This window comes from Lutibacter sp., from assembly GCF_041596795.1.
Classification (GTDB): domain Bacteria; phylum Bacteroidota; class Bacteroidia; order Flavobacteriales; family Flavobacteriaceae; genus Lutibacter.
In genome coordinates this window covers 1-13,224 of sequence record NZ_JBFHHX010000095.1, presented here as the reverse complement: position 1 = coordinate 13,224, position 13,224 = coordinate 1, and the positions used below count along the sequence as shown (strand labels likewise).

11 protein-coding genes and 1 pseudogene are annotated in these 13,224 nt (G+C 29.5%); 7 read left to right on the top strand and 5 right to left on the bottom strand.

Annotated features, from left to right (window positions below; translation table 11 throughout):
• From ABY298_RS11200 to ABY298_RS11185, 4 genes and pseudogenes are all read left to right on the top strand, one after another.
• Window positions 1-1,444, top strand: a pseudogene (locus ABY298_RS11200) (DNA polymerase III subunit alpha); the annotation flags it as partial.
• Window positions 1,445-1,458: 14 nt separating this feature from the next.
• Window positions 1,459-2,565, top strand: a complete 1,107-nt coding sequence (locus ABY298_RS11195; RefSeq protein ID WP_372746142.1) for an acyloxyacyl hydrolase — start codon at window positions 1,459-1,461, stop codon at window positions 2,563-2,565.
• 10 nt (window positions 2,566-2,575) lie between these two features.
• Window positions 2,576-3,685: an acyloxyacyl hydrolase gene (locus ABY298_RS11190; RefSeq protein ID WP_372746141.1), complete on the top strand. Its 1,110-nt coding sequence runs from the start codon at window positions 2,576-2,578 to the stop codon at window positions 3,683-3,685.
• A gap of 17 nt (window positions 3,686-3,702) precedes the next feature.
• The gene (locus tag ABY298_RS11185; protein ID WP_372746140.1) at window positions 3,703-4,443 is read left to right on the top strand and encodes a head GIN domain-containing protein; all 741 of its coding nucleotides are present in this window, start codon (window positions 3,703-3,705) and stop codon (window positions 4,441-4,443) included.
• On the opposite strand, the gene gldA is transcribed toward ABY298_RS11185, so the two are convergent.
• Complete coding sequence (gene gldA, locus ABY298_RS11180; RefSeq protein ID WP_372746139.1) at window positions 4,436-5,329, bottom strand: gliding motility-associated ABC transporter ATP-binding subunit GldA; 894 nt, start codon at window positions 5,327-5,329, stop codon at window positions 4,436-4,438. The two genes, ABY298_RS11185 and gldA, sit on opposite strands and share 8 nt — an antisense overlap.
• Window positions 5,330-5,432: 103 nt before the next feature.
• On the opposite strand from gldA, the gene ABY298_RS11175 reads away from it, so the two are divergent.
• The gene (locus ABY298_RS11175; RefSeq protein WP_372746138.1) at window positions 5,433-5,591 is read left to right on the top strand and encodes a YqaE/Pmp3 family membrane protein; all 159 of its coding nucleotides are present in this window, start codon (window positions 5,433-5,435) and stop codon (window positions 5,589-5,591) included.
• Window positions 5,591-6,286 carry a lipoyl(octanoyl) transferase LipB gene (lipB, locus tag ABY298_RS11170; protein WP_372746137.1) on the top strand — a complete coding sequence of 232 codons (696 nt, stop codon included), beginning with the start codon at window positions 5,591-5,593 and terminating at the stop codon, window positions 6,284-6,286. The genes ABY298_RS11175 and lipB overlap by 1 nt, the downstream gene beginning before the upstream one ends.
• Window positions 6,287-6,445: 159 nt before the next feature.
• Here lipB and ABY298_RS11165 read toward each other — a convergent pair whose 3' ends face one another.
• Both ABY298_RS11165 and ABY298_RS11160 read right to left on the bottom strand, forming a co-directional pair.
• On the bottom strand, window positions 6,446-7,498 hold the full coding sequence (locus ABY298_RS11165) for a nucleoid-associated protein (protein WP_372746136.1): 1,053 nt from the start codon (window positions 7,496-7,498) through the stop codon (window positions 6,446-6,448).
• 55 nt (window positions 7,499-7,553) lie between these two features.
• Window positions 7,554-8,156 (bottom strand): ribonuclease HII, encoded by a 603-nt coding sequence (locus ABY298_RS11160; RefSeq protein WP_372746135.1) that lies wholly within the window; start codon window positions 8,154-8,156, stop codon window positions 7,554-7,556.
• Window positions 8,157-8,278: 122 nt separating this feature from the next.
• On the opposite strand from ABY298_RS11160, the gene ABY298_RS11155 reads away from it, so the two are divergent.
• On the top strand, window positions 8,279-10,453 hold the full coding sequence (locus tag ABY298_RS11155; RefSeq protein ID WP_372746134.1) for a putative porin: 2,175 nt from the start codon (window positions 8,279-8,281) through the stop codon (window positions 10,451-10,453).
• A 54-nt stretch (window positions 10,454-10,507) separates the two neighbouring features.
• Here the strand turns inward: ABY298_RS11155 and nhaC are convergent, their stop codons facing one another.
• Both nhaC and ABY298_RS11145 read right to left on the bottom strand, forming a co-directional pair.
• A complete protein-coding gene (nhaC, locus tag ABY298_RS11150) occupies window positions 10,508-11,977 on the bottom strand; it encodes a Na+/H+ antiporter NhaC (protein WP_372746133.1) in 1,470 nt (489 codons plus the stop codon).
• Window positions 11,978-12,096: 119 nt separating this feature from the next.
• Window positions 12,097-13,224, bottom strand: a 1,128-nt coding sequence (locus ABY298_RS11145) for an aminotransferase class I/II-fold pyridoxal phosphate-dependent enzyme (protein ID WP_372746132.1), incomplete at its 5' end; no start/stop codon positions are given.

The following is a 13,224-nucleotide window of genomic DNA, read 5'->3' as shown; positions in this document are numbered from 1 at the left end:
GATGTTGCTTTCTCAAAAATTGGCTGGTTTTACAAAAGGTGAAGCCGATATGTTACGAAAAGCAATGGGTAAAAAAATATTTTACCTATTGGAGCAATTAAAACCAAAATTTATTGAAGGAGGTAAAGAAAGAAATCACCCGGAAGAAGTTTTAAATAAAGTTTGGAAAGATTGGGAAGCTTTTGCAGCATATGCCTTTAACAAATCTCACTCTACCTGTTATGCTTATATTGCATACCAAACAGCGTATTTAAAAGCACATTACCCAGCCGAATATATGGCTTCTGTGCTTTCAAATAATATGAATGACATTAAGCAGGTTACCTTTTTTATGGAAGAATGCAAACGAGCTGGAATCCCTGTTTTAGGTCCTGATGTAAACGAATCATACAATAAATTTTCCGTAAATAAACAAGGCGCCATTCGTTTTGGAATGGGTGCAATAAAAGGTGTTGGTGGTGCTGCTGTAGATTCAATTATTGAAGAACGTAAAAAAAACGGACCTTTTACTTCTATTTTTGATGTTGCTAAACGTGTAGATTTAAGAGCTGCTAACAAGCGGGTTTTTGAAGGACTAGCACTGGCTGGTGGTTTTGATTCTTTTCATACAATTCATAGAGCACAATATTTTCAATTAGATGAAAAAGGCGTTACTTTTTTAGAGCGCGCCATAAGATTTGGTAATAAATATCAAGAAAATGAAAATTCTGCCCAGGTTTCACTTTTTGGCGAAGCCTCTTCAGTACAATTTCCTGAACCTGAAATTCCTGCAGCAGAAAAATGGAGTATGATGGAAGAACTTTCCAGAGAAAAAGAAGTTGTTGGAATTTATATTTCCGGACATCCTTTAGATGATTTTAAAAATGAAATTAAATATTTTTGCAACGCAAATTTATCATACTTTAAAGAAGATTTAAGCAAACACATTGGTGCTAATTTAACATTTGCAGGCATTTTAACTGATGTGCAACATAGAACTTCTCAAAATGGAAATAAATGGGCATCATTTACTGTGGTAGACTTTAACGATTCGTTCGAATTTAGAATTTTTAAAGATGATTATTTAAAATTTAAACCTTATTTAGTTGAAAATGAATTTAGACAAATACGTGTTAGTATTGTGCAAGGATGGCGAAATAAAGATGGTGTAATTGGTGAGCCTAGAATTAATTTTAATGATATTCAAATATTACAAACTGTTATTGAAAAACAAGCTAAAAAATTAACAATTCAGCTTAATATACAAAATGTTAATCCGCCAACAATTAACTCACTTCAATCTATTTTAAAAAATAATGAAGGAAGCACGCCTTTAGATATTATAGTTATTGACAATAAGGATGAAGTTACCTTAAACATGCACAGCAGAAGTGTTAAAATTCAAGTAAGTAATGAGTTTTTGAAACTTTTAGAAGACGCAGATTTTAACTTTAAATTAAATTAGACAGTACTTTATTTATGAAACAAATACTTTCGGCTTTTTTACTTTTTATCTGTTTAAAATCTTATAGTCAATCCAATACTTCATCTTATTTACAAGCCGATACATTTTACGGAAATGTACTTCGGCAAAATCCCGATGCTCAAGTTCTAATTCAAGGTCACCCAACAGGATTCTTTTTAAGTTATAATAAAAGATCTTTTGGGGAAGAAAGTTGGCAAGATCATTACAACTATCCAGATTTCGGATACTCTTTTGGATATCAAGATTATAAATCTGATATTGTTGGAAAATTATACTCGGTTTATGCACATTATAATTTTTATCTTACTAACCGAGCTAATAAAAATCAGTTTATTGTAAGAACCGGAATTGGTTTAGCATACAACACAAACCCTTATAATAAAGAAACCAACAACAAAAACACAGCTTTTAGTACAAATTTAAATTCTAGTACGTATTTTAAACTGTATTATCAGCGAGAAAACATTATTGAAAATTTGGGTTTAAATGCCGGATTAACATTTATACATGCATCTAATGCAAACGTTCGTTCACCTAATTCTGGAATGAATGTTTGGGCAGCTACTGTTGGTTTAAATTATAATTTAGATAATGAATTGGAGTCGAAAACTTTTATACCCACATCTGAATCTAAAGAATTTACTGAACCTATAAAATACAATATTGCTTTTAGAACAGGAATAAACGAATCGGAAATTATAGGAAGTGGCGTAAAACCTTTTTATGTTTTTTCCGCTTATGCAGATAAACGCATCAACAGAAAATCTGCCTTACAAATTGGTGCTGATTTGTATATTTCGCCAATGTTAAAAGATTATTACGAACTAAATTTAACTATCCCGCATACAAATTTAGAAGAAACAGATGATTTTAAAAGAATTGGTGTATTTGTTGGTCATGAACTTTTTATAAATAAACTTTCTATAGAAACTCAATTGGGGTATTATGTAAAATATCCGTTTGAATACCAAGGTTTAGTGTATGAAACTTTAGGTTTAAAAAGGTATTTAAAAAACGACAAATGGTTTGCTTCTATTCGTTTAAAAGCACACGCGGCAGATGCTGAAACAGTTGAGTTTGGAATTGGAGTAAGACTTTAAAAAAAATAGAATGCAAAAAATTATCACCCTTTCTGTAATTCTTTTTTTTAATTGTTTAGTTGTGTTTTCACAAAATAATGATGACAGATTTAGCAATATTCAAACTGAGTTTTTTATTGGAAAACCTATTGAACATGATAAAAAATTAGACAATGCTATTCAAGGAAACTCTTATGGTGTATTAGTTAGTTGGAATAAATTAAATAATAAAACTACAAAATTTAATAAATTATTTAATTATCCGGAACGCGGATATACATTTATATATCAAGATTTTAACTCCCCCATTTTAGGTAAATCTTTTGGTGTTTATCGCCATTACACTTATAATTTAACACCTAAAAATAACAACCCATTAAAGTTAACAACTGGTTTTGGCTTGGGTTATGTAACAGAAAAATATGATGTTATAAACAACAATCAAAATTTTGCAATTGGATCACATTTAGATGCTACTGCCTTTGTTAAATTAAACTATTTTCAATATATAATTTATAACAAACTAAAAATAAATACTGGTGTTAGCTTGTTGCATTTTTCTAATGTGAGCTTAAAAAATCCTAACTTAGGAATTAACACAGTTTCTGTACACCTTGGTTTAAATTACTCTATTGGAGAAGTAAAAACTATTCCTTTAGAAAATGCAACTCCAGCTGCTTTAACAACACATAAACCCCTTAAATATAATGCTATTTTAAGAACTGGTTATAATGAATCTTTAATTGAAAATAGTGGATTATACCCTTTTTATGTAGCATCTTTATACACAAGTAAAGAAATAAACAAATACTCTACTTTAACTGCTGGTTTGGATTTTTTTGCATCAAAATTTTTAAAAAATCATATAAAGTATATCAATTCAACAGAAAATAAGAATTACAATGAAAATAAATATCAAAGAGGTGGTATTTTTGTTGGTCACGAATTAACTCAAAATAATTTTGCCTTTATATCTCAAATTGGTTACACATACTACTCAGAATACAATTACGTTAGTAAAATTTACGAACGCTTTGGTTTTAAGTATAAATTAGCAGATCATATTTTTTCTGAAGTAAGTATGAAAGTAAATTTATTTAGAGCAGAAGCTTTAGAAGTGGGAATTGGATATTCCTTTTAATTATTATAATATAACAAATGAAAAAATTACTCTATATAATTTCATTTTTAGTGCTATCGTGCAATAGCGAAAACAGTAGCGATTGTTTACAAACAGCAGGAACTATTACACAACAAGAAATTGAAGTTACAACTTTTGATAAAATTTTAGTACACAAACAAATTGAACTTTTTATTGAAGAAGGTCCAACTCAAAAAGTAATTATAGAATCTGGTAAAAACCTTTTAAATGATATAACTGCAGAAGTAATTGATGGTGAATTAATTTTAACAAATTACAATTCGTGTAACTTATTTAGAGATTATGGCATTACTAAAGTGTACGTAACTTCGCCAAATATAAACACCATTAGAAACGCATCTGAACTAAATGTAAATTCTATTGGCACATTAACATATCCATCTCTTTATTTAAGATCTTCAGGTGAAAAAAGCACTTATTTAGCTGTTGGAGATTGGCATTTAACTATTGAAAATACAAGTGTTAAAGTTTGGAGTAATGGCATTGCAACTTTTTATATTAATGGAACTACTACTAATTTAGATCTCAGCTTTTCTGATGGAGATACACGGTTTGAAGGAAAAGAGTTTATTGCCAACAATATAAACGTTCGTCAAGTAAGCAGTAATGATATGTTAATTTATCCAACTGAAAGTTTAACAGGTACTATACATTCCATTGGCAATGTAATTTCATACAATACTCCACCAGTTGTAACTGTAGACGTGCAAAACAGAGGCGAATTAGTGTTTAAGTAGTAAGTTCTCTAAATAAACTTTCTAAATTTTTGTTTTTTGTGGTTAAATTCAAGGTTTTTAAACCATTATCGTGGGCAAAATCAAAAACTACCGGACGCATATCTTTAGTTGTTGAAAAGGTCAACTCCCAAATTGTATCATAAATATTAGCTGCAGATTTTAAATGAGGTATTTGATCAATAAATTGTTTTTCAATTTTTAAATCGAACTCTACTTCTATAATTTGATCTTGATTTCCTTTTAATTCGGCTAATTTTTTATCAGCAACAATTACCCCCTTATTTATTAAAATAACACGGTCACAAACTGCTTCTACTTCCTGCATAATATGTGTAGAAAACAATACCGTTTTATCTTTCCCAACCTCTTTAATTAAATTTCTAATTTCAACCAATTGATTTGGATCTAGCCCGGTTGTTGGCTCATCTAAAATTAAAACTTCAGGATTGTGTAATAGCGCTGCTGCTAAACCAACACGTTGCCTATATCCTTTAGAAAGTTGCCCTATTTTTTTATGAGCTTCTGGTGTTAAACCAACTTTTTCTATACATTTTGCAACTTCTGTTTTAGGCGTTTTATAAATACTTGCATTAAATTGTAAATATTCTTTCACATACATATCTAAATACAACGGATTGTGTTCTGGCAAATAACCAATGCTTTTTTGCGCCTCTATTTTTTGCGTTTTCAAAGAAAAATTATTTACAAAAACATCTCCTTTTGATGGCGAAATGTAACCTGTAAGAATTTTCATTAATGTAGATTTCCCTGCTCCATTAGGACCTAAAAAACCAACAATTTCTCCTTTATCAATTTTTACACTAACAGTATCCAATGCTTTTTGAGCATTGTATAATTTAGAAACAGCATTTACTTCAATAGACATTTAAAAACAATTTTAACAAAAGTACATTTTAATTGTAATTTAACTAATACTTATAACGTTGTATGCGTAAATTATTTTTAAGACATTTGCTAAAATTAAAAAAATGGGCTGTTTTAGAGTTTTACTTTGTATAATTTTCCCTCCATTAGCAGTAGTTGATAAGGGTTGTGGTTCTATACTAATTGTTTTTATTTTAACATGTTTAGGATGGATTCCCGGAGTAATAGCAGCATTAATAATAAATAATAACCCTAAAAGGTAATGCAAAAAAAAATTGAATTAATAGATTTAGGCGAGAAAGACTATAAAGACACTTGGGATTATCAAGAAAAATTATTTCAGAGTATTGTTGATTTAAAAGTTGAAAACAAAAAAAACAACACTCAATTAAGTACTCCTAACTATTTTATTTTTGTTGAACATCCACATGTATACACATTAGGAAAAAGCGGAGATCTTAGTAATTTATTATTAAATGAAGAGCAACTAGCACAAAAAGGTGCTACTTTTTATAAAATTAATCGTGGTGGAGATATTACGTATCACGGACCAGGACAAATTGTTGGATATCCTATTTTAGACTTAGATAATTTTTTTACTGATATTCATAAATATTTACGCTTTTTAGAAGAAGTAATTATTAAAACTTTAGAAGAATATGGTATAAAATCTGAAAGAAGCGAAGGAGAAACCGGTGTTTGGTTAGATGTTGGAACACCTTTTGCACGTAAAATTTGTGCATTAGGAGTAAGAACAAGTCGCTGGGTTACTATGCACGGTTTTGCACTAAATGTAAATGCCAACTTAGGGTATTTTGATAATATTATTCCGTGCGGAATAAAAGGAAAAGCAGTGACATCTTTAGAAGCTGAGTTAAATAAAAAAGTGCCTTTAAACGAGGTGAAAGAAAAAATTACAAAACATTTTTCCGAACTATTTGAAGCTTCGTTTATTTAAGCTGTAATGCAAAATAAAAAAACTCAAACACACTAAAAATTAGTGTGTTTGAGTTTTTTTTATTCCTAATTAAATAGTGTGAGATTTAGAAACCACACTTTAACTCCAGCCATCATTTACCAAATCATCAAATTTTCAATTGATAATTGATAATTGAAGTTAATCTTCTTCGTTATAAAAAACTTTGTAATACTTCATTTTACGATCTTCATCATACCCTTGTTCTAAATATTCAGCTGAAGCATCTGGCGCATCAATATCTAATTTAATTTGAATATTAGTATCAAGTTTTATTTCTGTTTTTATTTTAGATTTTTGTTTTTTTAATACAATATCAGATACCGCAAACTGATTTCTAACTAACACTTCATTTTCAGTTTCAAATAACTTTTTATAATCATCAAAACGTGCTTTTTTTTCTTCATCTTCTTCAAAAATAAAATCTTTAAAATCGTGAATATTTACTTGATCATTTTCCTTAAAAAAGTCGACTGTTTTGGCTAAAAATTTACTTTTTTCGTGTACTCCAAAATCTTCTTTTATCACTTCTTCCGAAAAATCTTTACACATTTCAATGTAATTTTGAGTATGCTGATTGGTATCATCGGCATATTTTACACTTAAAAAGTTTTTTATCCAATATTGCGAATCGTAATTATTTGTATCTACACTTAACACAACTTTTCCTTCCGCATCTGAAGTATTAATAATTAAACAACCTTTATCTAGTTTTCTAGTGCTAATTCCTTTTTGAACTACTACATCTAAAATATCTTTTTCCATAAATGTTTGGAAAAAATCTACTTTATTTTCAATTTTAAAAATACCTAAAGCCTGTGTTATAACTTCATTGTATTCAATATCTTCAAATAAGGCAACAATTACATCGCCGGTTTTAATTTGAGCAGAATTAGATTGTTCAAACAAATGATTTACAATGTGTTTAGAAACATCTACAAACGTTGTTGGATCTGCAAAAACTTGAGCCGAATAGTTATTAATTTCGTTTAACTCAATATTAGAATGATGATTAAAACGGAAGCTTTCTACCACATTTCCAAAAGGTTTTAATAAAAATGGCTTCATTAATTCGTAGCTTTCTTCATCAAAAGTTACAACATCTTCAGAAAAAATATTGGTGGCGCTGTTAAATTTATTTCCAACTTTATGAATAATAAACTTTGAAATGGCAACTCTGGTTCTTTTAATCATCTTTTACATTTTTAAGGATAGCAAATGTAAAATTTTAAAGCTGAAAAAGGAATAATTACAAATCTAATTTTAATTGTTCTGGTAATAATCGGAAAGATTTTCTATGATATTTTGTAACTCCAAATTCTCGAATAGCATTTCTGTGGTCTTTTGTTGGGTATCCTTTATTTTTTTGCCAATGATATTCCGGAAATTCTAATGCTATTTTCTCCATATATTCATCTCTATATGTTTTTGCTAAAACCGATGCTGCTGCAATACTCATAAATTTTGCATCGCCTTTTACAACTGTTGTGTGCGGAATTTCTTTATATGATTTAAATTTATTGCCATCAACAATAATGTGTTCCGGAGCAATTTTCATTTTTTCTATAGCCAAATGCATTGCTAAAATAGACGATTGTAAAATATTTATTTCATCTATTGTTTCTTCAAATACATACGAAACTCCATAAGCAATGGCGTTTTCTTCAATAATTGGCCGAAGCAGATTTCGTTGTTTTTCAGTTAACTGTTTAGAATCGTTTAACAATGGATGCGAAAAATCTTTAGATAAAATTACGGCTGCAGCAACTACTGGTCCGGACAAACAACCTCTTCCGGCTTCATCTGTTCCCGCTTCTATGGTATTTTTTAATAAATATTTTTTAAGTGCCATTTTGTAGCTTTAATCAACAAAAATAAAAGAAAATGCTAAAGTTTTCTTATAAAATTAGAGATTACAATTAACTGTTATTTTTATCGTTCAAATATTTTACCTTTGTCAATTAATCATAAAGAATGAATAAATTACTTTTTGTTTTAGTTTTCAGTTGTTTTTTTTACCAAGTAAACGCCCAATTTACTGGCAGTGATGGCAATAGAAATATGTTTAGTAATGACAGTACCTCTTTTAATAAAGAAGTTCAAATAAAAATTGATGGTGAAACCAAGTATACCGATTATAAAGTTTTCACTATTAAAAACGATACTACCTTTATTGATACTACCCTATCATTAAAAAAGGATTCTAAACTTAATTACATTCGTAAGGATGATTTTGAATTGTTACCGTTTCATAATATGGGACAAACTTATACTAATTTGGGATATTCTTTTGAAAACAGCCCAATTTTTCCTTTGATGGGAATGAATGCAAAACAGTTCAATTACAAAAAAGTTGAAGATATACAATATTACTACGTTCCTACACCAACCTCTGAAATAATGTATAGATCGGGTTTAGAACAAGGTCAGGTTTTAGAGTCTTTTGTAACAATGAACACGTCGAGACAATTTAATATTTCCCTAGCTTATAAAGGTTTACGATCACTAGGTAAATATAGGTATTCTTTAGCCAGTCACGGAAATTTTAGAACCAGTTTTAATTATCATAATAAAAACAAAACATACGATTTAAAAGGTCATTTTTCTTCGTTTGATTTTTATAATAACGAAAATGGCGGTTTAACAGATGATTCTGTAGGATATTTTGAATCTGGTAACTCTAATTATACAGATAGAGGACGACTAGAAGTAAATTTATCAGATGCCAATAATATGTTTGAAGGTAAACGATATTTTATTGAACATACTTTAAAAATTTTTCCGAAAACAGCTAAAACCGAAGAAAAAAATGAAAAACCTAAGAATGATGTAACTAAAATAGCTGATAGTACTGCTTTTGGAAAACCACCAATTTCTGAATTGAACTCAGGAATAAAAAATAAAAAACCAATTAGAGGTGAAATGCCTAAAAAAGGGCAACATCCCGAAAATAAAGATGTTCATGAAGAAATGCCAAATATTGCAATTAAAGATTCTGTTGCTGTAAAACAAGATTCTGCTTTGGCAATTTCAACAAGTTTAAAAGATAATTTTGAACTTAAATTAGGGCATCAATTTATGTACGAAACCAAACACTATAGATTTAATGAAGATAGTGAAAGTAGTATTTTTGGAGATGCTTTTGCTACTCCAATTGCTGATCATACATCTTATCAAAATATGAATAATGAATTGTTTGTTCAGCTAAAATCACCAATAACAGGAATTTTAAGAGGAAAAGCAAGCTACACAAATTACAACTACCACTACAACAGCATTTTATTTTATGACAATGAAACTATTTTAAATAAAATAAAAGGGAATGCAGTGTCTATTGGCGCAGATTGGAAAGTATCTTACGGTAAAATTAAATTAAATGCCGATGCTAAAACTATTTTAACAGGCGACCTAACAGGACATTCTTTAAAAGCAGACGCTAGTTTTGTTTTAGATAGTGTTTTTAGCTTTAAAGGATTTGCTGAAATAAACTCTAAATCTCCAGATTTTAATAAATTACTATATCAAAGTGCTTATAAAGAGTACAATTGGCAAAATAATTTTAAAAATGAAAACCTAAAATCTATAGGCGCTCAAATGATTATAAATAAATGGGGAAACATTAAAGCAACCTTCTCTATTATTGATAATTATACATATTTTGATGAAGATTCAAAACCAACACAAGCAACTGAATCTTTAAACTATTTTAAGGTAAAAGCACAACAATATTTTACGTTTGGAAAATTTACAATGGATAATACAGTTATGTATCAAAACGTTGAAAGTGGCAGTTCATTTTTTAGAGTTCCTGAATTGGTTACTAGAAATACTTTGTATTTTTCCGACTATTTGTTTCCTAAAAAACCATTATACCTTCAAACAGGTGTAACATTTAAATATTTTACATCGTATAAAGCAAATGCTTACAATCCGCTACTAAGTGAATTTGTGATTCAGAATGATACTGAAATAGGAAATTACCCAATGTTAGACTTTTTTGCAAATGCACAAATTAGACGTACAAGGTTGTTTTTTAAAGTTGAAAATTTTAGCGCAAGCTTTACTGGTAGAAATTATTATTCAGCACCAAATTACCCTTATAGGGATTTAACTGTTAGATTTGGAGTTGTATGGAATTTCTTTATTTAATCTTATCTAAAAATCCTTTCCAATGGAAAGGATTTTTTTTTATAAAAAAATATATTATTCTTTAACTAACTGCTTAATTTTTAATCCAAGTGCAGCAAACGTTAAGGTCATAATTGGACTTAACCAGTTAAATATTGCGTATATAAAATATTCATGAACACCAACTCCTAAAACTCCAGATTGGTAAGCCCCACAAGTATTCCAAGGAATTAAAACAGAAGTTACAGTTCCAGAATCTTCTAGAGTTCTACTTAAATTTTCTGGAGCAAGATCTTTATCATGAAAAGCTTTTTTAAACATTTTTCCAGGAATAACAATTGCCAAATATTGATCTGATGCAATAGCATTTAATCCTATACAGCTTATTACAGTGCTTGCAAATAAACCAAATATAGATGTTGCTATTTTTAACAATGCATTTGTAATTCTTGCTAAAGCACCAATTGCATCCATAATTCCTCCAAAAAACATGGCGCAAATAATTAAGTAAATGGTCCACAACATCCCTTTCATTCCACCAGCACTAAACAATTCATTTAATTTCTCATTATCCGTAGCAATATGTGTATCGGTAAAAATGGAATTAATTACCGTTCTATAACTATTTGTACCAGGTAACATATCTAAAATATCACCTTGAAATATAATAGCAAAAATACCAGCTAAAATTACACCAATACCTAAGGCAATTAACGGTTTAGTTTTTAATAAAATTAATACAATAACTATTAAAGGAACTATAAATAAATAAATTGAAATATGAAAAGTTTCATTAATAGTGTGTAATAATCCACTAACATCAGCACTTCCTGTTGTTTCAATATTTAAACTTATAATGGTAAAAACAATAATTGTTATTACAACTGTTGGAACCGTTGTTAGTGTCATATATCTAATATGTGTAAAAATATCGGTTCCTGCCATTGCTGGCGCTAAATTTGTAGTATCACTAAGCGGAGACATTTTATCACCAAAATAAGCTCCTGAAATAACCGCTCCGGCAATCATACCTGTTGGAATTCCTAAAGCAGTTCCAATTCCAACTAATGCAATACCAACGGTAGCAGAAGTAGTCCAAGAACTACCCGTTGCAACAGAAATAATTGCTGCAATTACTACTGAAGCCGGTAAAAATATAGAAGGACTTAGTACTTGTAATCCGTAATATACCATTGCCGGAATTATACCACTTATTAACCAAGTTCCTGCGAGAGCACCTACTAAAAATAAAATCATTATTGGCACAAAAACACTTTTCAGGTTTTCCCAAACTTCTAACAACATTGTTTTAATATTCACCTTATTAAAAAACCCAACAAATGATGCAACAACGCCACCCATTAATAAAATAAACTGGTTAGAATATTCTCCTAACCACTCACCTCCTGCATAAAAAATATTGTATGCCAAAAGCATCATTAAAATAACAACTGGAATTAAAGCTTCTAAAATATTCAGCTCCTTATTTTGAATTATTTTTTGATCTTCAATTTTAATTTCTGATAGATTTTTATTGTCTTGCATTCTGTAATTTTTGGATTTGTAATGATACGTAAAAATGCAAGTTTGTGCAAATAGAAAAACCTCACTAATTTAAATGAGTGAGGTTTTTAAAAAAATCAATAAAATAAAACACATTTCTTCTATAAAACACCAACTTTTGTCATGCAAAGTCTCATTGCTCTATATGTTCTTTCAATATCGTTATCTAAACCAATGGAAAACCTAATTATACCATTAGATAAACCCATTTTTTGTTGTTCCTCCACAGGAATTTCAGATGAAGTACTGGTTCCAGGAGCGCTAAACAATGTTTTATAAAAACCTAAACTTACTGCTAGGTAGCCTAAATTTTCGTGCTGCATTAACTCCATCAATTCATTTGCTTTTTCTAAATTCCCAATATCAACAGTCATCATACCACCAAAACCATATTCTTCATTGTACATGGTTTTAAACAACTCGTGATCTTTATGGCTTTTTAAACCTGGATACACAACTTTTAATCCGTCTTGCTCAAATTTTTCTGCTAAATACAATGCATTTTCGCTGTGTTTCTTCATTCGAATATGCAATGTTCTTAAGTTTTTTAAAATACTAGAAGCTCTTAAACTATCCATAACTGGCCCTAATAACATAGCCGCTCCATCGTTTACACTTCTTAAATTATCTATAAATTGTTGCGTACCACAAACTACTCCACCTACGGTATCATTAGTACCGTTAATAAACTTGGTTAAACTATGAATAGTAACATGTGCACCTAATTTTTGAGGAGAAATTAATAGTGGTGAAAAGGTGTTATCTACAACTAATAAAATATTGTGTTTTTTGGCAATTTTTGACAACTCAGGTAAATTGGCAATTTCTAACAATGGATTACTAATTGCCTCACAATAAATAATTTTTGTTGATGGTGTAATTGCAGCCTCTACTTTTTCTAAAGATGTAATATCAACAAACGAGGTTGAAATATTTAATTTTGGAGCAAAGTTTTTTAAAAACGCATAACTTCCTCCGTAAATTGTTCTTCCAGAAACAATATGATCTCCTGCTCCACAAATTTGTAAAATGGTTGAAGTAATTGCTCCCATTCCCGATGCTGCAACATTTGCTGTTTCTGTAAATTCCATTGCAGCCAATGCTTTACTTAGGTATAAATTACTTGGGCTTGTATGGCGAGAATATAAATAACAACCTTCTGCATGACCTTCAAATGTATCTAACATTGTTTTGGCATGTAAAAATGTATAGGTTGCAGAATCTGATAT